Origin of the sequence: Streptomyces sp. NPDC001406 (assembly GCF_042895285.1) — a bacterium.
In the GTDB taxonomy this organism is placed as follows: domain Bacteria; phylum Actinomycetota; class Actinomycetes; order Streptomycetales; family Streptomycetaceae; genus Streptomyces.
Window position 1 is genome coordinate 13019 of the sequence record NZ_JBIAWG010000009.1, and the last position, 21675, is coordinate 34693.

Here is a 21675-nt window from a genome sequence, read left to right on the forward strand (position 1 = left end):
TCCGATCGGGGCGTCGTTTCGGGGTATGGGGACGGTATGACCGACGTCGTGGATTCGAGCGAGCTGTTGCGGCGCATCCAGCGCGGACGGGACTGCGCGGCGGACGAGGAGCGGGTCTGGCGGGCCCGGGCGGAGAAGCTGAGCGCGACCGATCCGGAAGGAGCCCGGGAGGCGTCCGCGCGGGCCTGGGCGTACGAGGCCGTGTTCCGTGTGCTGGACGAGATCGCCGTGCCGGGGCGGCACGGCGACGGCAAGAAGTGAAACCGGTCACGTGACCCGCTCTCAACTACGCGGAGCCACCCTAGATGGTTTACCTTTCATACATACGTGGCCTCGGAGTCGACCGCGACCGTCCTCCCTGTGTCACCGCTTACGGCCCTGGCTGGCTTCCCCCGTCCAGCCAGGGCTTTTTAATGCCCCGAGGACCGAATCCAGAGGTTCTCCACTCCGCCGAGGTGCTCAGCGCGGCGGCAGCGGCTGAAATGGGTGCAGGGATAACACCGGAAACCCCCGCCGGCGAGGAGCCCTGCGCGATGACCAAAGCGATAAAACTGCTGACCGCCCTTCCGCAAGTGCAGCGCGAGCGTCTGATGGAGCTGGCACAGGAGGTCTCCTTCCCGGAGGACACCCGGATCTTCGAGGCGGGTGGCACCGCCGACCGCTTCTGGGTGATCCGCTCGGGCGCGGTCAACCTCGATCAGGAGGTGACCTCCCACCAACGCGTGACCGTGGCCACCCTCGGCGCCGGCGACCTCCTCGGCTGGTCGTGGCTGTTCCCGCCGTACCAGTGGGACTTCGGCGCGGTGGCCTTCAGTCCGGTGCGCGCCTACGAGTTCGACGCGGCGGCGGTACTGGGCCTGTCCGTGGAGGACCCGCTGCTCGGGCTGTCGCTGGTGCGGACCGTCGCCGAGATCCTCGCCCACCGGCTGGAGATGACCCGCGGCAAGCTGATGGACCAGTACACGCTGCGCCGGCGCGGGCCGCTGTAGGGCCTCAGACGCGGTAGCGGCGCAGTGCCGGCACGGCGGCGGCCAGGCCCAGCATGACGACGACGACCAGCAGGCCGCCGCCCGCGACGGCGGCCCGCGGGCCGAAGGCCGAGCCCGCCGTGCCGTGCAGCACGTCGGCCAGGCGCGGGCCGCCCGCCACGACGACCGTGAACACGCCCTGCATACGGCCGCGCATCTCGTCGGTGGCCGCGGACAGCAGGATCGCCCCACGGAAGACCATGGAGACCATGTCGGCGACCCCGGCGGCGGCCAGGAACGCCAGGGCGACCCACAGGTTCCGGCTCAGCCCGAACCCGGCGACGGCCACGCCCCAGCCCACCACCGATCCGATCACCATCCGGCCGTGCCGCCTCGCCCGGGAGAACGTGCCGGAGAACAGTCCGCCGATCACCGCCCCGACGGGGATCCCGGCGAACAGCACACCGAGCGCGAGCCCCTCGCCGTACGACGCGTACGTCTCGGCGGCCAGCTGCGGGAAGAGGGCACGAGGCATGCCGAGGACCATGGCGACGATGTCGGCGAGGAAGGACAGCAGCAGCACCTTGTGCAGCGAGATGTAGCGAAAGCCCGCCGCGATCTCCCGCCACCCGGCGCGCCGGGCCACCGCCCGCCCCGGCGGCGGCAGCGCGGGGAGCCGTGCGACGGCCCAGACCGTGACGCACAGGGCCAGGGCGTCGATCAGATACAGCTCGGGCAGGCCGATGACCGGGATCAGCGCACCGGCCAGCAGGGGCCCGGCCACCAGCCCGGTCTGCATGACGGTCGAGCCGAGAGCGCCCGCGGCGGGCAGTTCGTGCGCGGGCACCAGCCGGGCGATGGAGGCGTTGCGGGCCGGTGAGTTGAGGCCGAAGAACGCCTGCTGCATGGCGAGCAGGACCATCAGCGCGAGGACCGAGTCCAGCCCGGTCGCGGCCTGTGCCCAGAACAGCAGCGAGGTCACGGCTATCCCGCTGTTGGTGACCAGCAGCAGCTTGCGGCGGTCCACGGTGTCGGCGACCGCCCCGCCCCACAGCGCGAACACCACCATCGGCACGAGACCGGCGAGGGACGCGTAGCCGACCCAGGCCGAGGAGTGCGTGATGTCGTAGATCTGCTTGGGTACGGCGACGGCGGTGAGCTGGCTGCCGACGGCGGTGACGATGGTCGAGGACCACAGCCGGCGGTAGGCGGGGCGGCGCAGGGGGCGGGTGTCCATCGCCCAGCGGCGCCAGCCGTGCCGGGGCGGGGCCGGCGCCGCGGGCGTGTCGGACCGCGCTTCGGCGCCGCTGCCTGTGCTCTCGCTCGTGTCCACGGGCTTCCCGTTGCTCGCTGTGGTTGCTCACTACATCTTTCGATTGCGAGCCTCACTATCGCAGCAACTCCCGCGCCTGCCGAACCGCCTTGTCTCACGATCCGGCGGCGCACGACCCCTGTCTCACGATCCGGCGACGAGCACCGCACCGAGACCGATCATCGTCGCGGCGACCAGTCCGTCCAGGACGCGCCAGGCCGTCGGGCCGGCGAGGAAGCGGCCGAGCAGCCGGGCGCCGAAGCCCAGGGCGGCGAACCAGCACAGGCTGGCGAGCGCCGCGCCGAGGCCGAAGGTCCAGCGCAGGGCGCCCCGGTCGGCGGCGAGGGAGCCGAGCAGGAACACGGTGTCCAGGTAGACGTGCGGATTGAGCCAGGTCATCGCCAGACAGGTGAGCACCGCCCGCCTGCGGGAGCCCGCCGCCTCGCCCTGCGTGCTCAGTCCGGTCCCGGGCCTGAGGACGCGGCGGGCGGCGAGGGCGCCGTAGCAGAGCAGGAAGGCGCCGCCGATCAGCCCGACCGCGGTCAGCGCTCCCGGCCACGCCACCACGATGGCGCCGACGCCGCCGACGCCCAGCGCGATGAGCAGGGCGTCGGACAGGGCGCAGATCCCGACGACGGCGAGGACCGCGTCACGGCGTACCCCCTGGCGCAGGACGAACGCGTTCTGGGCGCCGATGGCGACGATGAGGGAGAGGCCGGTGCCGAATCCGGCGGCCGCGGCGGTCAGTGCGTTGGACATGCCCTTGACGCTAGGCAAGGGGATCACCGCGCGTACAGCTAAAGATTTTTACGTACCATTAGCGCTCGTCATGACGAAGTGAGGGCGCACATGATGTCGGAGCTCCCCCTCGACCAGGTGCGGACGCTGCTGGCGGTGGTGGACGAGGGCACGTTCGACGCGGCGGCCGCGGCGCTGCATGTGACGCCGTCGGCGGTCAGTCAGCGGGTGAAGGCGCTGGAACAGCGCACGGGCCGGGTGCTGCTCCGGCGCACGAAGCCGGTGCGGCCGACGGAGTCCGGGGAGGTGCTGGTGCGGTTCGCCCGGCAGCTGGCCCGGCTGGAGCGGGACGCGCGCGGCGAACTCGGTATGAGCGGTGCCGGGGAGCCGACGCGGGTGTCGGTCGCGGTGAACGCGGACTCACTGGCGACCTGGTTCCTCGGGGCCCTGACACTCCTGCCGCAGGAGCCGCGGCTCTGTTTCGAGCTGCGCCGCGAGGACGAGGACCACACGGCGGCGCTGCTGCGCGAGGGGCTGGTGATGGCGGCGGTCACCTCGTCGCCCGACCCCGTTCCGGGCTGCTCGGTGCGTGCCCTGGGCCGGATGCGCTACCTCCCGGTGGCGAGCCCGGCCTTCGCCGCGGCGCAGCTGGGCGGGCCGCTGCGGGACGCGCTCACCGGGGCGCCTGTGGTGGTCTTCGACCGGCGCGACGACTTCCAGGACGGCTTCGTGCGCACGCTGTCGCAGGGCCGGGCAGCGGCGAGCGCGCTGCGGCACTACGTTCCGACGTCGGAGGGCTTCGCCCAGGCCGTGGCCGCGGGCCTCGGCTGGGGCATGGTGCCCGAGGCCCAGGCCGATCCGCTGCTGCGCACCGGCCGCCTCGTCCGTCTCGCGCCGCGGCGGTGGGTCGACGTCCCGCTGTTCTGGCAGCAGTGGAAGCTCGACTCCCCCGCGCTGGCGGCGCTGGCCGAGGCGGTGGTGGCCACGGCGGCGCAGACACTGCACGGGTAGCCACCGCACGACGAACCGGGCTTCGCGGCTATCGGCTCCCCGTCTCGGCCGGCTCCGGCCCCGTACCGGCCGTCAGGGTGTCGGCCGCGCTGTCCAGGAGCATGTCCAGGGCGGTCGGATAGGCGCTGGTGGGCATGCGGGCGGCGAGGAGCGGGGCCGCCTCGGCGATGCGGGGGTGGGTGGCGCGCGGCAGACGCGCGTAGGTCGAGTTCCACTTGTCGTCGTCGGCGCGCTGGGAGGCGCTCGGCAGGGCCAGGGACGCGGCGTCGAGGGCGGCGAAGGCCAGCGTCTGGTCGATGAAGGCGTGGTAGACGCGCACCGTCTCCGGCAGCGGGAAGCCGGCCGTGCGCAGCACGTCCAGGACGGCCTCGTCGGCGGCCAGTTCATGCGCGCGGCCGGTGACCCGGTTCGTGGTGAGCAGGGCCGCCTGCGGGTGCGCGACATACGCCGCGTGGATGCGCAGCCCGATCGCCCGCAGGTCCGCCCGCCACTGCCCCGTGGGCTCCCAGCCGCGCAGCGCCTGCCCGATGAGCGCGTCGCCGATGGCCAGGGTCAGGTCGTCCATACCGCGGAAGTAGCGGTACAGCGTGCTCGGGTCGCAGTCGAGGGCCAGGCCCAGGCGGCGCGCGGTGAGCCCTGCGCTGCCGTGTTCGCGCAGCATGCGCAGCGCGGTCTCGACGATCAGCCGCTCGGAGAGCACGGTGCCGCTCCTGGTCGGCCGGCGCCGACGCCGCTTCTCCTCGGGCACCACCGGTTTCGGCATGCTCCACCCTCCCGTGCGCGCTCTTATGCCAACGCCATTGACCTTACGTGAGCCCGGGGCGTTGTATCTCGGCCCAGGGCGCGCCTGTCTTCGGCTTCGGCTTCGACTTCGACTTTCGATCGTGAGGGATTTCGCCATGCGTGTGCTGCTCGTGGGAGCAGGCGGTGTCGGCACCGCCATCACCCGGATCGCCGCCCGGCGTCCGTTCTTCGACCTGATGGTCGTCGCCGACTACGACCTCGCGCGGGCCGAGGCGGCGGTCGCGGCGCTCGGCGCCGACGCTTCCCGGTTCCGCGCCGAGCGGGTGGACGCGGGCGACGAGTCCGCCGTGGCCGAGCTGCTGGCCCGCCACGGCTGCGACGCGCTTCTCAACGCCACCGACCCGCGCTTCGTCATGCCCCTGTTCCGCGCGGCGCGGTCGGCCGGCGCCACCTACCTCGACATGGCGATGTCCCTGTCGCGGCCGCACGCCGAGCGCCCGTACGAAGAGTGCGGGGTCAAGCTGGGCGACGAGCAGTTCGAGCTGGCCGCCGACTGGGAGAAGGCGGGCGCGCTGGCGCTCGTCGGCATGGGCGTGGAGCCCGGCCTGTCGGACGTGTTCGCCCGGTACGCCGCCGACGAACTCTTCGACGAGATCGACGAGATCGGCATCCGTGACGGCGCGAACCTCACCGTCGACGGCCATGACTTCGCTCCGTCGTTCAGCATCTGGACCACCATCGAGGAGTGTCTGAACCCGCCGGTGGTGTACGAGGCGGAGCGCGGCTGGTTCACCACCGCGCCGTTCAGCGAGCCGGAGGTGTTCGACTTCCCCGAGGGGATCGGTCCGGTGGAGTGCGTGAACGTCGAGCACGAGGAGGTGCTGCTGGTGCCGCGCTGGGTCGACGCCCGGCGGGTCACCTTCAAGTACGGGCTGGGCCGGGAGTTCATCGAGACCCTCAAGACGCTGCACCTGCTGGGCCTGGACCGCACCGGCCCGGTGACCGTGCCGGGCGCCGACGGACCGGTCGCGGTGTCGCCGCGTGACGTGGTCGCCGCCTGTCTGCCCGACCCGGCGACGCTGGGCGAGCGCATGCACGGCAAGACCTGTGCGGGTACCTGGGTGCGCGGCACCAAGGACGGCGCGCCGCGCGAGGTGTATCTGTACCACGTGGTCGACAACCAGTGGTCCATGGCGGAGTACGGCTGCCAGGCCGTGGTGTGGCAGACGGCGGTCAACCCGGTCGTCGCCCTCGAACTCCTCGCCACCGGTGCCTGGTCGGGCTCGGGCGTCCTCGGCCCGGAGGCGTTCCCGGGCCGCCCGTTCCTGGATCTGCTGACCGCCTACGGCTCGCCCTGGGGCATGCGGGAGCAGTGATCCCGTCCCGGTCGCCCTCCCGGGAACTCATGTGTTTCACAACCGGGTCGACGGTGACCCGAACTCGCGTTAAACATGTGCAAGGGCGCGGACGACATCGATCGCAGGTGACTTCCCATGGGCGACTGGCGAGAACAGGCCTCATGCCGCCACAAGGACCCCGACCTCTTCTTCCCGATCGGCACCACAGGACCGGCGATGCTGCAGACACAGCGGGCCAAGGCGGTCTGCGGACGGTGCCGGGTCCGGGAGCGGTGCCTGCAGTGGGCGCTGGAGACGGGTCAGTGCGTCGGCATCTGGGGCGGTACGACGGAGATGGAACGGCGCGCGCTGAACCGGCGCGTCGGCGTACGGCGGCGCCCCTGAGGGGCGCGGGCCGTTCCTCACCCGTCCTGCGGCGCCGCCGTGCCCGGTAGCCGCAGGGTGAACTCGGCGCCCTTCCCGGGCTCGCCCGCCGCCTCGGCCGTACCGCCGTGGGCGGCGACCAGGTGGCGGACGATGGGCAGGCCCAGACCGCTGCCGCCGGTGCGGCGGGAGCGGGACTTCTCGGCGCGCCAGAACCGGTCGAAGACATGCGGCAGTTCCTCCGGCGCGATGCCGGTGCCGGTGTCGGTGACGGTGAACACGACCCGGTCGCCGTCGCGGCGGGCGGCGAGGGTGACCGTGCCCTCGGCGGGCGTGTGGCGCAGGGCGTTGGAGACCAGGTTGCCGAGGGCCTGCCGCATCCGTACCGGGTCGGCGTCCAGCCAGGGGTCGCCGTCGGTCCCGGTGCGCAGGGTGACCCCGGCGGCGTCGGCCGCGACGCGGTGGGCGGCGGCCACCTGGTCGAGCAGTTCTGCGGCGCGGACCGGCTCGCGGTGCAGGCGCAGGGTGCCCGCGTCGACGGCCGCCAGGTCCTGGAGGTCGTCGATGATGCGCTGGAGGACGAGGGCTTCCTCGTGCAGGGCGCCGAGCAGCGCCGGATCGGGGTCCACGAGTCCGTCCCGGGTGACCTCCAGCCAGCCGCGGATGTTGGTGAGCGGACTGCGCAGTTCATGGGCGATGTCGCTGACCATCGCCCTGCGCTGGGCCTCAAGACGTTCCCTGCGCTCGGTGAGGTCGTTGAACGCGGCGGCCAGCAGCCCGGTCTCGTCCCGTGTGCGCACCCGCGCCCGCACGTGCAGCTCGGGCGGCTGTTGCGCGGCCACCGTCAGTGCGCGCAGCGGTCGTACGAGACGGGTGGCGACCACCGCGGTGACGGCGACCGTGACGGCGAGGACCAGGCCGGCCGCGCCGACGATCTTGGCCTTGTTGGCCGGGGACATGTCGAAGCGGGGCACGCTCTGGTCCCCGATGCCGAGGAACAGCTCGGCCACCGGAGCGACGTAGGGGTCGAGTTGGGCGCGGCGGGCACTGTCGACGCAACCCTGGACGCTGCGGGTCGTCCTCGCGTCGTCCATCCTGGCGAACTTGGTCGGGAAGAGCCGCGTCGCGGAGGTGTTGCCCCCGGGGTCGAAGGCGACGAACAGCGGGGAGCCGAGGTCGATGCCCTGGTCCGCCAGGCAGGTCCGGGCGCCCTGTTCCAGGGACACGCGGGCCTTGTCCTCGGTGCGGGTCGGCTCGTTCAGTCCGTAGCCGCAGGTGACGGTCCCGCCGTAGTCGCCCGCGGCCGTGCCGTTCTCGTCGGTCAGGTAGGGCCGGCCGCTGGGGGTGTGCCCGACGGTGACGCGGATGCCGTAGCGGTCGTAGCAGATCCGCTGCTTCCCGGCCACGGCGTCCAGTTGCGAGCGTTCCTCGGCCGGCAGCCGGTACGGGCCGACCGCGCGCGGGTCGATGCCGCTGAGCTGGGCGCCGGACTCGCTGTAGGTGTCGGTGTGCAGGGGGTCGACGGAGGCGGCGGGCCGGGGCGGCAGCGGGGTGCCGTGCGGCGCGGAGTCCGCGATCAGGGTGCGGTCGGCGGTGGTGAGCGCGATCCGGCGGCCGGTCTTCGCGGCCAGCGCCCTGACCGTGTGCCGTACGCCGGTCCAGTCGGGGTGGGTCGCGGCGTATCCGCTGAGCCGGGCGAGGATGTTGTTGTCGGCGGCGAGGTCCTGGCCCTGTTCCTCCTCCAGGGCGCTGGTGGTGGTCGTGACCGCGAGCCAGGCGGTGGCGGCCACGGAGCAGACGGCGATCAGCACCGAGGCGAACAGCAGCCGGACGAGCAGCCGTTTGCGCCACGGTATCCGGGGCCTCACGGGCGGCCGCCGCTCAGCTTGTAGCCGACCCCGAACACGGTCACCAGCCGTACCGGCCGGCGCGGATCGGCCTCTATCTTCCGGCGCAGGTTCATGATGTGGACGTCGACGGCCCGTTCGGTGGAGGACCGGTCGAAGCCGCGGGTGCACTGGAGCAGTTGCCGTCGCGAGAACACCCGGTCCGGTTCCGCCGCCATGGCCAGCAGGATCTGGAACTCGGCCGGGGTGCACTCCACCGGCTCGCCGTCGCAGCGCACTTCGTGCCGTACCGGGTCGATGCGGACGCCGCCCGCGCGGACGCCGGGATCCTCCCGCACCCCGACGCCGTGCCCGCTGCGCCGCAGGACCGTGCGGATGCGGGCCATCAGTTCGCGCGGGCTGTACGGCTTGGTCATGTAGTCGTCGGCACCCAGTTCCAGGCCGAGCAGGACGTCGTCCTCCGCCGAGCGGGCGGTGAGCATCAGTACGGGGATCTCGGCGTTCTCCCGCGCGCCGCGCAGCACCCGGCACACGCCGAAGCCGTCGATCACCGGGAGCATCAGGTCGAGGACCACGAGGTCGGGCCGCAACCTGTGGGCCGCGTCCAGGGCGGCCGAGCCGTCGTGGACCACGGTGGCGGTGTGGCCCTCCGCCAGCAGCGAGCGGCGTATGAGTTCGGCCTGCATCTCGTCGTCCTCGGCGACCAGCACATGTGCGCACACGGGGCGGATCCTAGGGGTTCAGAGGGCGAGCCAGTCGGCGTACCCCATCACGACGACGGGATGCCGGCCGGGGTCGAGGGCGCGGAGCAGTTCCTTCATGTGCGCCTTTGCGATGCCGATGCAGCCGTGGGTGGGTCCGCCGTGGTCGACGTGGAACCAGATGCCGCCGCCCCGGCCCGCGCCGAGAGGGCGGGTCCGGTCGAGGGGTGAGGTGCCGGGCCTGCGGTTGTAGTCGATGGCGAGCACATGGTCGAACGAGCCGGCCAGCGGCTCGCCCGTGAAACCGGTGCCGGGCGAGACGAATCCGGTCGAGCGGTGGTACGGCAGCCGGGTGCCGGGGTCGCGGAGCAGGCCCCCGGCGTCGGTGAGGGTGTAGACGCCGAGCGGCGAGCGCAGGTCCCCGGCCGTGTGGTGGTCGCTCCAGCCGCGCAGCGCGTTGTGTGCGGGTCGGCCGGCTCCCGCCTGCCAGCCCGCTTCGGTGCGCTCGTGCAGGACGACGGTCGACTCGGGCGAGTCCTTGGCGTGGCCGGTCACGACGACCACCTGCCGCGCACGGCCGGGTATCGTGTTGCGGATCTTGGGGCCGAGACCGGGGATCCGCCGCGGGGCCGCCTCGACGGACGGCTCCGGTGCCGGTGCCCGCCTCGCCGCCGGCCTCCGGCTGGGGCTCGGGGGCGTCTCCGGGCGCGGAGCCGCCTCGGCGCCGCCGCATCCCGTGAGCAGGAGAGGGGACGCGAGGAGCGCGACGGCGGTTCTGCGATCGATCATGCTCCGACCCTGGCCGAGACGTGTGAGGAACTCGTCAGGTTCCACGGCCTGTTCCTCCGGTGCGCCGCGGTGGGCGCACCGGAGGAACCGGTGCTCGCTCTACGCCCTGCCCGGCTTGCCCTGGGTGTACAGCCAGGTCCGGAACAGTCCGTCCAACTGCTTGCCGGACTCCCGCTCGGACAGCTTCACGAACTGCGCCGTCGTCCCGTGCCCGCCCCGGTGCTCGGCGGCCCACGCGCGCAGGATGCGGAAGAACGCCTGGTCGCCGACGGCCCCACGCAGTTCGTGCAGGGCCATGGCGCCGCGGGCGTAGACCGGGGTGCCGAAGATGTTCGCGCCGCTGCCGGGGTTGCCGGGCGGATACGCCCACAGGTCGTCGCTCGCGCGGGTGGCGTACAGCTTGTCGAAGGTCTTCTGGGCGCTGTCGCCGCCGTGCTGCTCCTGGTAGAGCCACTCGGCATACGTGGCGAAGCCCTCGTTGAGCCAGATGTCCTTCCACGTGGTGAGGGAGACGGAGTCGCCGAACCACTGGTGGGCGTTCTCGTGGACGAGGGTGCTCAGATCGGGCGCCGAGTCGTACACGGGCCGGGTCTGGGTCTCCAGGGCGAAGCCGACGTCCGGCGCCCGGTCGACGATCGAGCCGGCGGCCCGGTACGGGTAGGGGCCGAAGAGCCTGCTCTCCCACTCCAGGACGGACGGCAGCTTCTTCAGGACGGGCGCCGCTGCGTTCGCCTCGCGCGGGTCGACGGCGTTGTACACCTGGATGCCGTCGCGGGTGGTGTACCGCTCGACCTTGAACCTGCCGATGGTCGCCGTGGCGAGATAGGCGGCCATGGGTGCGGTCTGGCGCCAGCGGTAGGTGGTCTGCCCGTGCGCGGTGCGCTGTCCCAGGAAGACGCCGCCCGCAACCGCGGTGCGTCCCTGGGGGACGGTGATCCTGAAGTCGTACGAGGACTTGTCCTTGGGGTGGCTGTTCGCCGGGAACCAGGTCATCGCGCCCTGGGGTTCACCGGCGACGAAGGCTCCGTCGTCGGTGGGGATCCATCCGTCCGGGGAGCCGTCCGGGTCGGTGACCGGCTTGGGGGTGCCGTGGTAGGTGACCTCGACGCAGAAGTCCTGGCCGTTGTGCAGTGCCCGGTGCGGGGTGACCACGAGTTCCTGTCCGTCGCGGCGGAAGTCCGCCGTGGTGCCGTCGACGGTCAGGCGCGTGACCTTGAGGCCCTTGAGGTCGAGGTCGAAGCGGGTCAGCTTCTGGGTGGCGCGGGCGCTGAGGACCGCCGTGCCGTCGAGGTGGCGGGAGGCGGTGTCGTAGCGCAGGGTCAGGCCGTAGTGCCGGACGTGGTAGCCGCCGTTGCCCTGGAGCGGGAAGTACGGGTCGCCGACGCCGGAGGAGCCGGTGGTCCGGGCCGCGGCCGGTCCGGCGGCGGCGAGCAGTGCCGCCACGGCGACGGGGACGGTGGCGAGGACCGCCTCGCGGCGGAGGACTGCGGTGCGTCGTCTGTCGGCCTGCCTGCGAAGTGGCGTCACGTGCGCTCCCTGGGGGGTGGCGAATGATCAAACGCACCACAGACTAGGCGGCCAGGCTCACCAAAATCCCCCTCGTTCAGGTCAAGTTACGCCGCGTCGCCGATCAGAATCGGTCGCCGACGCGAGGGGAAACAGTACGCTTCGGGCTCCCCCCTTCCTTGCGACGGAGGCCCGTGCATGAGCGTCCGCGTGCGCCGGATCTATGAACCGCCCGAGCCCGAGGACGGCTTGCGCGTCCTGGCCGACCGCCTCTGGCCGCGCGGTGTGTCCAAGGACGCGGCCGAGGTGGACGAGTGGCCCAAGGCGCTCACCCCGTCCACCGAGCTGCGCCACTGGTATCACGCGGGCGAGGGCTCCTTCGAGGAGTTCCGCAGGCGTTACGAGGCGGAGCTCGCCGCGCCGGAGGCCGCCGAACTCCTAGACGGCCTCCGGGAGGCGGCCCGCAGGGGCCCGGTGACGCTGCTGACCTCCTCCAGGACCCCGGACGAGAGCCACGCCTCGGTGCTGGCGCGGCTCCTGACGGACTGACTCAGGCCGTCTGCTTCGCCGCGGCCCGCCCGGCCGCGCGCCCGGAGAACAGACAGCCGCCGAGGAAGGTGCCCTCCAGGGCGTTGTAGCCGTGGACGCCGCCGCCGCCGAAGCCGGCGACCTCGCCCGCCGCGTACAGCCCGCCGATGGGCTGCCCGTCGGCGCCCAGGGCACGGGAGTCCAGATCGGTCTGGATGCCGCCGAGGGTCTTGCGGGTGAGCACGTGCAGCTTGACGCCGATCAGCGGGCCGGCCGCCGGGTCGAGGATGCGGTGCGGGGTCGCGACCCGCCCGAGGCGGTCACCGATGTAGCGGCGGGCGTTGCGGATGCCCTGGACCTGGGAGTCCTTGCTGTAGGGATTGGCCATCTGCAGGTCGCGCGCCTCGATCTGGCGGCGCACCTCGGCCGCGTCGAGCAACGCCTTGTCCGCGAGGCCGTTCATCTTCTCGACGAGCTTTTCGAGGGTGTCCGCGGTCACGAAGTCCGCGCCGTTGCGCAGGAAGGCCTGCACCGGTCCGGGCGCGCCCTTGCCGAGCAGCCGGTCGCGCAGCACCGCCTTGCGGTCCTTGGCGGTGATGTCGGGGTTCTGCTCGGAGCCCGACAGCGCGAACTCCTTCTCGATGATCTTCCGGGTGAGGATGAACCAGGAGTGGTCGTGGCCCGCGATGTCCTCGGTGGTGCGCAGATGCCTGAGCGTGCCGAGGGTGTCGTAGCCGGGCAGGCAGGGGTCGGGCAGGCGGCGGCCGAGGGCGTCGAGCCAGATGGAGGACGGGCCGGGCAGGATGCGGATGCCGTGGCCGGGCCAGATGGGGTTCCAGTTCTGCAGGCCCTCGGTGTAGTGCCACATGCGGTCCCGGTTGACCAGCCGTACGCCCGCGTCCGCGCTGATGTCGAGCATCCGGCCGTCGACGTAGGCGGGGACGCCGGTGACCATCTCGGTGGGGGGCGTGCCGAGCCGCTCGGGCCAGTGGCGGCGGACGATGTCGTGGTTGGCGCCGATGCCGCCGGTGGTGACGACCACGGCCTGGGCGGTGAGTTCGAACTCGCCGGTCCGGTCGCGGTTGGAGGCCACGCCCCGCGGCGAGTCGTCGTCGGCGAGGACCGTGCCGCGCACCCCGCGCGCCGCCCCCTCCTCGATGATCAGCTCGTCCACCTGGTGGCGGTGGTGGAAGGTGAGCAGCCCGTCGCGCGCGGCCTGCCGGGCGTACCGCGCGAACGGCTCGACCACACCCGTACCGGTGCCCCAGGAGATGTGGAAGCGCGGTACGGAGTTGCCGTGGCCGTCCGCGCGCAGGTCGCCGCGCTCGGCCCAGCCGACCGTGGGCAGCAGCGAGATGCCGTGGCCCGCCAGCCAGGACCGCTTCTCCCCCGCCGCGAACTCGACATAGGCGCGGGCCCAGCGCACCGCCCAGGAGTCCTCGTCCTCGACGCGGTCGAACTGGGCACTGCCCTGCCAGTCGTTCCAGGCGAGGTCGAAGGAGTCCTTGATGCCCAGGCGGCGCTGCTCCGGGGAGTCGACGAGGAAGAGCCCGCCGAAGGACCAGAACGCCTGACCGCCGAGGTTGGCGGCGTTCTCCTGGTCGACCAGGGCGACGCGCCTGCCCCGGCTGGTGAGTTCGTGCGCCGCGACCAGGCCCGCGAGGCCCGCTCCGACGACGATGACGTCCGCGTCCATGGCGACCGTTTCCCTTCCCTATACGACTCGTTCGGGGGCGCCGCCGGCATCGGTCAGCAGCGCGGTGAGCAGTTGCCTGAGCCAGGCGCGGGCGGTCTCGACGTCCCGGTCCAGCAGCAGTTGGGTGGTGACGCCGTCGTACGCGGCGACCACGGCGTGCGCCGCCCCGTCGACATCGCCGAGCACGGCGGGCAGTTCGGTGTGGCCCTTGGCCCGTGAGAGCCGGTCGGCGATGGCACTCCTGAGGCGGGCCCGGTGGTCGAGGAGGGTCTGGGCGACCTCGGGGGCACGCGCGGCGTGCACCAGGAAGTCGGTCTTGACGAGCAGCCAGTCCACGTCGAGCAGCAGCACCTCGGTGACCCGGTCCACGGAAGCGGGCACGTCCAGGTCGGGACCGTCACCGGCCAGCGCCTGGGTCACCTGCCGCGCGATGAGGTCCGCGCGCTCCTGGTACAGGGCGAAGAACAGCTCGTCGAGGGTCGCGAAGTTCGAGTAGAAGGCTCCCCGGCTGAATCCGGCGGCCTCGCAGACCTCCTCGATGGACACCCGCCCGAAGCCCTTCGCGGCGAACACGCCGAATGCGGCCTCCAGCAGCCGGGCCCGGGTGTGGACCCGGCGCCTGGTCACGCGCTTGGCCGTGCCCTCCACCGCCATGTCCGACCTCCGTTCGATACGTGAATGTATCGAATACATCAATGTATCGAAAGGTCTCCGCCGGGATCCCTCCACCACAATCCGAAGGGGAACATATTTTCGATTAAGGAGTACGCTGCTCCCATGGCCACGCACCTCCAGGGCTCCCTGTTCGACCAGACCGACGAGCTGCGGCTCGGCACCCTCGACGGGACACGCCGGACCCGGCTCGGCTCCGGCGCCTGGATCGACGTACTGCCCGGCTGGCTGAGCGGCGGCGACGCCCTGTTCGAACAGCTGGCCGCGGACGTGCCCTGGCGCGCGGAGCGCCGCACGATGTACGACAACGTCGTGGACGTACCGCGGCTGCTCGCCTTCTACGGCGCGGACGACCCGCTGCCGCACCCGGTGCTGGCCGAGGCCCGCGAGGCGCTCTGCCGGCACTACGCCGACGAACTCGGCGAGCCCTTCACCACCGCCGGGCTGTGCTACTACCGGGACGGCCGGGACAGCGTCGCCTGGCACGGCGACCGGATCGGACGCGGCGCACGCGAGGACACCATGGTCGCCATCCTCTCCGTGGGCGCGCCCAGGGACCTGCTGCTGCGCCCGGTGGGCGGCGGTGACACGCTCCGGCGCCCGCTCGGCCACGGCGATCTCATCGTGATGGGCGGCTCCTGCCAGCGCACCTGGGAGCACTCGGTACCCAAGACGGCACGCGCCACCGGTCCGCGCATCAGCGTCCAGTACCGCCCGCGCGGCGTGCAATGAGAGTCCGCGACCCCGCCCGCCGCGAACCCCCCGCCGTCTGGTTGGCTGTCCCCCGTCGAACGGCGCGCTCACACCTCGGGAAGACCATGCGAGCAGACGTACACCAAGTGGCGGACGGCACCTACCTGGTGCACGGCAGCAACACCAACTGGGTGATCCTGACCGACGGGGACGCCGCGACCCTGGTGGACACCGGCTACCCCGGGGACCGGCAGCAGCTCCTCGACTCGCTCGCCGCCGTGGGCAGTTCACCACAGGCGCTGGCGGCCGTCCTGATCACCCACGCCCACAACGACCACCTCGGCTCGGCCGAGTACCTACGCAGCACCTACGGCACGCCGGTCTACCTCCATGAGGCCGAAGTCCCGCACGCCCGCCGGGACTTCCTCCAGCAGGTGACCCCCGGCCAAGTGGTGCGCAACGCCTGGCGTCCGGGCGTCGTGCCGTGGCTGGTGCACGTGCTGCGCGTCGGCGGAGCGGAGCAGCACCCCGTCAACGCTCCCGAGGCCTTTCCCCGCGAGGGAGCCCTCGACCTGCCGGGCCGGCCCGTCCCGGTGCACACCCCCGGCCACACGGACGGCCACTGCGTCTACCACCTGCCGCAGGCCGGGATCGTGCTGTCCGGCGACGCCCTGGCCACCGGCCATGCCACCGCACGGGCAACGGGCCCGCAGCTGCTGCCCGACATGTTCCACCACGAGCGCGCCCGCGCGCTGGCCTCGCTGGACCTGATCGAGGCACTGGACGGCGACACCCTGCTGCCCGGCCACGGCCCGGTCCACCACGGTTCGGTGAGCAAGGCCGCCCAGGAGGCTCGGGAACGGGCGCACCGACCCGCGCACTGAAGCCCGGTACGCGGCCTTAGGGTTCGTCCCATGGCACTGCAGATCAGCGCGACCAACCCGGAGCACCCCGCGCTCCTGCTCGAACTCCCCTGGGACATGCCCCTGGAGGAGTGGCCCGAAGAGCTTCTCGTGCCACTGCCCCGGGGCATCTCCCGGCACGTCGTGCGCTATGCGCGGGCCGGCGACGAGGTGATCGCCGTCAAGGAGCTCGCCGAGCGGCCCGCGCTGCGCGAGTACGAGCTGCTGCGCGACCTGGACCGGCTGGGCATCCCCGCGGTGGACCCGCTGGCCGTCATCACCGGACGCACCGACGGCGCGGGCGCCCCGCTGGAGTCGGTGCTGGTCACCCGGCACCTGGGCGGCTCGATGCCGTACCGCTCGATGTTCGAGACGACCATGCGTCCGGCGACCATGCACCGGCTGATGGACGCCCTCGCCGTGCTGCTGGTCCGACTGCATCTGGCCGGGTTCGCCTGGGGCGACTGCTCGCTGTCCAACACGCTGTTCCGGCGGGACGCGGGCGCGTATGCGGCCTATCTGGTGGACGCGGAGACCGGCGACCTGCACCCGCGGCTCAGCCCGGGGCAGCGGGACTACGACCTCGATCTGGCACGCGTGAACATCAGCGGCGAACTGCTGGACCTGGAGGCGTCCGGGGCGCTGCACCCGTCCGTCGACCCGATCGAGTTCGGCACGGAGATCTGCGCCCGCTACCAGGGCCTGTGGCAGGAGCTGACCCGCACGTCCGTGTACCCGGTGGGCAAGTACCACTACATAGAGCGGCGGATACGGCGCCTCAACGACCTCGGCTTCGACGTCGCCGAGATGCAGATCGAGCGCTCCGCCGACGGCGACACGGTCACCTTCGTGCCGAAGGTCGTCGACGCCGGCCACCACCAGCGCCAGCTGCTGCGCCTGACCGGTCTGGACACCGAGGAGAACCAGGCCCGCAGGCTGCTGAACGACCTGGAGAGCTGGATGGCCACCCAGGACGACTACGGGCCCGGCGACCCCCTCGCCGCGCGCCCGGAAGTACTGGCCCACCGGTGGGTACGGGACGTGTTCCGCCCCACCGTGCGCGCCGTACCGCTCGATCTGCGCGGCTCCATGGACCCCGCCGAGATCTACCACGAGCTGCTCGAACACCGCTGGTACCTGTCGGAGCGGGCGCAGCAGGACATGGGCCTGGACACGGCGGTCCGGGACTACATCGAGAACGTCCTCCCCAAGGCACGCGAGACGCTGGAGCCGACCACGCCCGAGTAGGTCAGTCGTGCGGGACCACGGCCACCGGGCAGTCGGCGTGGTGCAGCACCCCGTGCGCCACCGAGCCGATCCGGGCGCCCACCGCTGTGTAGTGCGCGCGGCGCCCGACCACCATCAGCTGGGCCTGTCCGGCCACCGACAGCAGCACCTGGCCCGCACTGCCCATCTCCACCTGCTCGGCCACACGGACCGCGGGAAAGCGCTCCCGCCACGGCTTCAGCGCGTCGGCCAGGGCCTTCTTCTCGTACGGCTCCAGGCCGCCGGCCTCGTCGAGGAGCTTCAGCGAAGCCGGGCTGTAGGCGAAGACCGGCGGCAGCGTCCAGGCACGTACCGCCCGGACCGTGGCCCCGCGGGCGGCCGCCGTCTCGAACGCGAACCGCAGGACGGCCGCGCTGTCCTGAGGGCCGCCCTGCTGACCCACGACCACCTCCCGCCCGGCCGCCTCCGCGGCCGGCCGGTCCCCGGCGCGCACCAGCACCACGGGCCGCGCGGCCTCGGCGATCACCTGCTGTCCGACCGAGCCGAGCAGGAACCCCACGACGGCCCCGTGCCCGCGCGAGCCGAGCACCAGCATCTCCGCCTCTGCCGCGGCCCCGACCAGTGCCTCGGCGGCGTGCCCCTCGACCACGTCCATGGTCACCGTCAGTTCCGGGTGGCGCCCGGTGACGGCGCGCACGGCCTCCGTGACGCCGTCCGACACCCATCGGTGCTGTGCGTCCCGGTCCCCGGCGCCCTCCGCCTCGTGCGGGTGGAACCGCCACGCATGCACCACGCGCAGCGGCAGCTCCCGGCGTACGGCCTCCCGCCCCGCCCACGCCAGCGCGGCGAGACTCTCCTCCGTACCGTCGACCCCTGCCGTGATCGGGCGTGTCATGCTCCGGCCTCCTCGTGATCCGCCTTCCGAGGGGCCAGTCTTCACTACGCCGCGACCATGGCGATGCAGTGGGCACAGGTGAACGCCGCCGCGGCCGGCCCGGTGGCGCCGGGGCGCGTGGCCGCCCGGTTCCGCGTACCGGAGCGAATCCGGGCTATCGAACATACGATGGGCGGGAACCGGTGCGGTGACAACGGCGACACCGTCCCGTGAAACGACCTCTCGGGGTGGGAGACGTATGGCACAGGCCGCCGACACAGCGCGGACCGTCATCATGACCGTGGACGACGACCCGGGAGTGTCCCGAGCCGTCGCCCGGGACCTGCGACGGCGCTACGGCGAGTCGCACCGGATCGTGCGCGCGGAGTCCGGCGAGTCCGCGCTGGAGGCGCTGCGCGAGCTGAAGCTGCGCGGCGACCTGGTGGCGGTCATCCTGGCCGACTACCGGATGCCGCAGATGAACGGCATCGAGTTCCTGGAACAGGCCCTGGATGTGTACCCGGGCGCCCGGCGGGTGCTGCTGACCGCGTATGCGGACACGAACGCGGCGATCGACGCGATCAACGTCGTGGACCTGGACCACTATCTGCTCAAGCCGTGGGACCCGCCGGAGGAGAAGCTCTATCCGGTGCTGGACGACCTGCTGGAGGCATGGCGGCACAGCGACTTCCACTGCGTGCCCAGCACCAAGGTCGTCGGGCACCGCTGGTCGGCGCGTTCGTCGGACGTGCGCGAGTTCCTGGCCCGCAACCAGGTGCCGTACCGCTGGTACTCCGTCGAGGAGCCGGAGGGGCAGCGACTGCTCGCCGCGGCCGGACAGGACGGGCAGCGGCTGCCCCTGGTGATCACACCGGACGGCACACCCCTGGTGGAGCCCGAGGCTCCGGAACTGGCCGCCCGGGTGGGGCTGGCGACCACGCCGACGGCCGACTTCTACGACCTCGTCGTCATCGGCGGCGGCCCGGCCGGGCTCGGCGCGGCGGTGTACGGGGCGTCGGAGGGGCTGCGGACCGTGCTGGTGGAGCGGTCGGCCACCGGCGGGCAGGCCGGGCAGAGTTCGCGGATCGAGAACTACCTCGGCTTCCCCGACGGCGTCTCGGGCGGCCAGCTCACCGAGCGTGCCCGGCGGCAGGCAGCCAAGTTCGGTGCCGAGATCCTCACCGCGCGCGAGGTGACGGGACTCGAGGCCAACGGGGCGGCCCGCGTCGTACGGTTCGCGGACGGTTCCGCGATCGCGGCGCACAGCGTGATCCTGGCGACGGGCGTGCAGTACCGGCAGTTGGAGGCCCAGGGCTGTATCGACCTCACCGGCTGCGGCGTGTTCTACGGCTCCGCACTGACCGAGGCAGCCTCCTGCCAGGGGCACGACGTGTACATCGTCGGCGGCGCCAACTCGGCGGGGCAGGCGGCGATGTACCTGTCCAGGTTCGCCAAGTCGGTGACCCTGCTGGTGCGCGGCGCGGATCTGTCGGCGTCGATGTCGTACTACCTGATCCAGCAGATCAACGAAGCACCGAACATCTCGGTGCGCAGTCACACGGTGGTCGACGCCGCACACGGCACCGACCGTCTGGAGCGGCTGACGCTGCGTCATGTGGCGAGCGGTGAGAGCGAACTGGTCGACGCCCAGTGGATGTTCGTGTTCATCGGCGCGGCCCCGCTGACCGACTGGCTGGGCGAGACCGTGCTGCGCGACGAGCGCGGTTTCATCCTCGCCGGACCCGATCTGACCCCCGACGGCCGGCCGCCGGCGGGCTGGGAGCTGGACCGGCCGCCGTACCACCTGGAGACCAGCGTGCCGGGCGTGTTCGTGGCGGGCGACGCCCGCGCCGAGTCCGCCAAGCGGGTCGCCTCCGCCGTCGGAGAAGGAGCCATGGCCGTGATGCTCGTCCACCGGTATCTGGAGCAGTCATGAGCGGGCAGTCGATGCCGTGCAGCCCGCAGGAGATCGGCTCGCTGTTCCTGTTCGAGAAGCTGGCTCCGGAGCAGCTCGGGCGGTTGTGCAGCGCGGGGCGGGTGGAGCTGTTCCAGCCGGGCCCGGTCTACACCGAAGGTGATCCGGCCACCTGCTTCTACGTGATGATCGAGGGCACCGTCGTGCTCTCCCGCCGGGTCGGCGGCGACGACGTGGAGGTCACCCGGACCTCGCAGCGCGGGGTGTACGCGGGCGCCATGCAGGCCTATCTCGGCGACCGGGTGCGCCAGGTGTACAACAACTCGATGCGGGTGACGGAGCCGACCAGGTTCTTCGTCCTGCCCGGGGACACCTTCGCGGACATCATGAGCGAGTGGTTCCCGATGGCCGTGCACCTGCTGGAGGGCCTGTTCTTCGGTTCGAAGAGCATGCAGGCCGCCATCGGGCAGCGGGAGCGGCTGCTGGCGCTCGGCTCGCTGTCGGCCGGGCTCACGCACGAGCTCAACAACCCCGCGGCGGCGGCCGTCCGGGCCACCTCGACGCTGCGGGAGCGGGTCGCGAAGATGCGGCACAAGCTCGCCGTGATCGCCGAAGGGCCCTTCTCCCGGGACGCGTTGGCAAGCCTGATCGAGATCCAGGAGCGCACCGCGGAGCGGGTCTCCAAGGCACCGGCGCTCAGTCCGCTGGAGGCCTCGGACCGGGAGGACACGCTCACCGACTGGCTGGAGGACCACGGCATCGACCAGGGCTGGCAGCTGGCGCCCACCTTCGTCCAGGCCGGACTCGACGTCGACTGGCTGGAGCAGGTCGCGGCGGCCGTCGACGAGGAGATCCTGCCCGGGGCGGTCGGCTGGCTCAACTACACCATCGAGACCGAGCTGCTGATGAACGAGATCGAGGACTCCACGACCCGTATCTCGCATCTGGTCGACGCGGCCAAGCAGTACTCGCAACTGGACCGGGCGCCCTACCGGATGGTGGACCTGCACGAACTCCTCGACAGCACCCTGCTGATGCTGTCCGGCAAGATCGGGCAGCGCATCGAGGTCGTCAAGGAGTACGACCGCACGCTCCCTCCGGTCCCGGGCTACCCGGCCGAACTCAACCAGGTGTGGACCAACCTGATCGACAACGCGGTCTGCGCGATGAACGAGGCGGGTGCAGGAGGCACGTTGACCGTGCGGACGGCGCTGGACCACGAGCGGGTGCTGGTGGAGTTCCGGGACACCGGGCCGGGCATCGCGCCGGAGATCAGAAGCCGGATCTTCGACCCGTTCTTCACCACCAAGCCGGTCGGCCAGGGCACCGGCCTGGGCCTGGACATCTCCTGGCGGATCGTCGTCAACAAGCACCACGGCAGCCTCCAGGTCGAGTCGGCGCCCGGCGACACCCGCTTCCAGGTGCTGCTGCCGCTGACCGCCGAGACGCCCGAGGAGACAGCATGAGCACCGATCCCGCGATCGACCCGAGCGTCGCGCCCAGCGGCACCGGCTGCGTCGAGTGCGACGAGGCCGGCGGCTGGTGGTTCCATCTGCGCCGCTGTACGCAGTGCGGGCACATCGGCTGTTGCGACGACTCCCCCGCCAAGCACGCCACGGCCCACTACCGCACCACCGGGCACCCCGTCATCTGCAGCTTCGAGCCCGGCGAGGACTGGTTCTGGAACTACGACACCAACGAGTTGTACGCCTCCGGTCCCGAGCTCGTTCCCCCGGACGCCCACCCCGCCGACCAGCCCGCGCCGGGCCCGGCCGGACGGGTGCCCGAGAACTGGGCGCAGACCCTGCGCTGAACGCCCGCGGTGACGGCC

At 72.1% G+C, this 21675-nt stretch carries 22 protein-coding genes; 12 read left to right on the forward strand and 10 right to left on the reverse strand.

Annotation, left to right across the window (positions count from 1 at the left end; translation table 11 throughout):
- Window positions 1–36: 36 nt before the first annotated feature.
- Complete coding sequence (locus tag ACFY1J_RS22215) at window positions 37–261, forward strand: hypothetical protein (protein ID WP_390710809.1); 225 nt, start codon at window positions 37–39, stop codon at window positions 259–261.
- Between the two features lie 272 nt (window positions 262–533).
- Complete coding sequence (locus ACFY1J_RS22220; RefSeq protein WP_390710808.1) at window positions 534–989, forward strand: cyclic nucleotide-binding domain-containing protein; 456 nt, start codon at window positions 534–536, stop codon at window positions 987–989.
- A 4-nt stretch (window positions 990–993) separates the two neighbouring features.
- On the opposite strand, the gene ACFY1J_RS22225 is transcribed toward ACFY1J_RS22220, so the two are convergent.
- Together ACFY1J_RS22225 and ACFY1J_RS22230 are read right to left on the reverse strand one after the other, a co-directional pair.
- Window positions 994–2301, reverse strand: coding sequence for an MFS transporter (locus ACFY1J_RS22225; RefSeq protein ID WP_390710807.1), 1308 nt, complete (start codon window positions 2299–2301; stop codon window positions 994–996).
- A gap of 123 nt (window positions 2302–2424) precedes the next feature.
- On the reverse strand, window positions 2425–3039 hold the full coding sequence (locus ACFY1J_RS22230; protein WP_390710806.1) for a LysE/ArgO family amino acid transporter: 615 nt from the start codon (window positions 3037–3039) through the stop codon (window positions 2425–2427).
- A gap of 90 nt (window positions 3040–3129) precedes the next feature.
- Between ACFY1J_RS22230 and ACFY1J_RS22235 the strand changes: the two genes are divergently transcribed.
- On the forward strand, window positions 3130–4029 hold the full coding sequence (locus ACFY1J_RS22235; RefSeq protein ID WP_390710805.1) for a LysR family transcriptional regulator ArgP: 900 nt from the start codon (window positions 3130–3132) through the stop codon (window positions 4027–4029).
- 28 nt (window positions 4030–4057) lie between these two features.
- Here ACFY1J_RS22235 and ACFY1J_RS22240 read toward each other — a convergent pair whose 3' ends face one another.
- Entirely contained in the window at window positions 4058–4792 is a 735-nt protein-coding gene (locus ACFY1J_RS22240; protein WP_390710804.1) for a TetR/AcrR family transcriptional regulator, read from the reverse strand.
- 136 nt (window positions 4793–4928) lie between these two features.
- Here ACFY1J_RS22240 and ACFY1J_RS22245 point away from each other — a divergent pair, with 136 nt between their 5' ends.
- Together ACFY1J_RS22245 and ACFY1J_RS22250 are read left to right on the forward strand one after the other, a co-directional pair.
- Complete coding sequence (locus ACFY1J_RS22245; protein WP_390731741.1) at window positions 4929–6149, forward strand: saccharopine dehydrogenase family protein; 1221 nt, start codon at window positions 4929–4931, stop codon at window positions 6147–6149.
- Window positions 6150–6266: 117 nt separating this feature from the next.
- The gene (locus ACFY1J_RS22250) at window positions 6267–6515 is read left to right on the forward strand and encodes a WhiB family transcriptional regulator (RefSeq protein ID WP_390710802.1); all 249 of its coding nucleotides are present in this window, start codon (window positions 6267–6269) and stop codon (window positions 6513–6515) included.
- 17 nt (window positions 6516–6532) lie between these two features.
- Here ACFY1J_RS22250 and ACFY1J_RS22255 read toward each other — a convergent pair whose 3' ends face one another.
- From ACFY1J_RS22255 to ACFY1J_RS22270, 4 genes are all read right to left on the reverse strand, one after another.
- Complete coding sequence (locus ACFY1J_RS22255; protein WP_390710801.1) at window positions 6533–8362, reverse strand: sensor histidine kinase; 1830 nt, start codon at window positions 8360–8362, stop codon at window positions 6533–6535.
- Window positions 8359–9063 carry a response regulator transcription factor gene (locus tag ACFY1J_RS22260; RefSeq protein WP_390710800.1) on the reverse strand — a complete coding sequence of 235 codons (705 nt, stop codon included), beginning with the start codon at window positions 9061–9063 and terminating at the stop codon, window positions 8359–8361. Before ACFY1J_RS22260 ends, ACFY1J_RS22255 begins: the two co-directional genes overlap by 4 nt.
- Window positions 9064–9081: 18 nt before the next feature.
- The gene (locus tag ACFY1J_RS22265; RefSeq protein WP_390710799.1) at window positions 9082–9831 is read right to left on the reverse strand and encodes a L,D-transpeptidase family protein; all 750 of its coding nucleotides are present in this window, start codon (window positions 9829–9831) and stop codon (window positions 9082–9084) included.
- A 99-nt stretch (window positions 9832–9930) separates the two neighbouring features.
- Complete coding sequence (locus tag ACFY1J_RS22270) at window positions 9931–11358, reverse strand: M1 family metallopeptidase (protein WP_390710798.1); 1428 nt, start codon at window positions 11356–11358, stop codon at window positions 9931–9933.
- Window positions 11359–11535: 177 nt separating this feature from the next.
- On the opposite strand from ACFY1J_RS22270, the gene ACFY1J_RS22275 reads away from it, so the two are divergent.
- Complete coding sequence (locus ACFY1J_RS22275) at window positions 11536–11886, forward strand: DUF488 domain-containing protein (protein WP_390710797.1); 351 nt, start codon at window positions 11536–11538, stop codon at window positions 11884–11886.
- 1 nt (window position 11887) lies between these two features.
- Here ACFY1J_RS22275 and ACFY1J_RS22280 read toward each other — a convergent pair whose 3' ends face one another.
- Together ACFY1J_RS22280 and ACFY1J_RS22285 are read right to left on the reverse strand one after the other, a co-directional pair.
- The gene (locus tag ACFY1J_RS22280; protein WP_390710796.1) at window positions 11888–13561 is read right to left on the reverse strand and encodes an FAD-binding dehydrogenase; all 1674 of its coding nucleotides are present in this window, start codon (window positions 13559–13561) and stop codon (window positions 11888–11890) included.
- Between the two features lie 18 nt (window positions 13562–13579).
- The gene (locus ACFY1J_RS22285) at window positions 13580–14215 is read right to left on the reverse strand and encodes a TetR/AcrR family transcriptional regulator (protein ID WP_390710795.1); all 636 of its coding nucleotides are present in this window, start codon (window positions 14213–14215) and stop codon (window positions 13580–13582) included.
- Window positions 14216–14338: 123 nt separating this feature from the next.
- Between ACFY1J_RS22285 and ACFY1J_RS22290 the strand changes: the two genes are divergently transcribed.
- The 3 genes from ACFY1J_RS22290 to ACFY1J_RS22300 all read left to right on the forward strand — a co-directional run bounded on the left by ACFY1J_RS22290 (window position 14339) and on the right by ACFY1J_RS22300 (window position 17076).
- Window positions 14339–14965, forward strand: a complete 627-nt coding sequence (locus tag ACFY1J_RS22290) for an alpha-ketoglutarate-dependent dioxygenase AlkB (protein WP_390710794.1) — start codon at window positions 14339–14341, stop codon at window positions 14963–14965.
- 86 nt (window positions 14966–15051) lie between these two features.
- Window positions 15052–15810 carry an MBL fold metallo-hydrolase gene (locus tag ACFY1J_RS22295; protein WP_390710793.1) on the forward strand — a complete coding sequence of 253 codons (759 nt, stop codon included), beginning with the start codon at window positions 15052–15054 and terminating at the stop codon, window positions 15808–15810.
- A gap of 30 nt (window positions 15811–15840) precedes the next feature.
- Window positions 15841–17076: a DUF4032 domain-containing protein gene (locus ACFY1J_RS22300; RefSeq protein WP_390710792.1), complete on the forward strand. Its 1236-nt coding sequence runs from the start codon at window positions 15841–15843 to the stop codon at window positions 17074–17076.
- Window position 17077: 1 nt separating this feature from the next.
- On the opposite strand, the gene ACFY1J_RS22305 is transcribed toward ACFY1J_RS22300, so the two are convergent.
- On the reverse strand, window positions 17078–17950 hold the full coding sequence (locus tag ACFY1J_RS22305) for a universal stress protein (protein ID WP_390731742.1): 873 nt from the start codon (window positions 17948–17950) through the stop codon (window positions 17078–17080).
- 238 nt (window positions 17951–18188) lie between these two features.
- Here ACFY1J_RS22305 and ACFY1J_RS22310 point away from each other — a divergent pair, with 238 nt between their 5' ends.
- Genes ACFY1J_RS22310 through ACFY1J_RS22320 form a run of 3 tightly spaced genes read left to right on the forward strand, consistent with a single transcriptional unit; the run spans window position 18189 to window position 21657 of the window.
- Window positions 18189–19865, forward strand: coding sequence for an FAD-dependent oxidoreductase (locus ACFY1J_RS22310; RefSeq protein ID WP_390710790.1), 1677 nt, complete (start codon window positions 18189–18191; stop codon window positions 19863–19865).
- Window positions 19862–21310 (forward strand): ATP-binding protein, encoded by a 1449-nt coding sequence (locus ACFY1J_RS22315; protein WP_390710789.1) that lies wholly within the window; start codon window positions 19862–19864, stop codon window positions 21308–21310. Before ACFY1J_RS22310 ends, ACFY1J_RS22315 begins: the two co-directional genes overlap by 4 nt.
- The gene (locus ACFY1J_RS22320) at window positions 21307–21657 is read left to right on the forward strand and encodes a UBP-type zinc finger domain-containing protein (protein WP_390710788.1); all 351 of its coding nucleotides are present in this window, start codon (window positions 21307–21309) and stop codon (window positions 21655–21657) included. Before ACFY1J_RS22315 ends, ACFY1J_RS22320 begins: the two co-directional genes overlap by 4 nt.
- Window positions 21658–21675 lie beyond the last annotated feature (18 nt).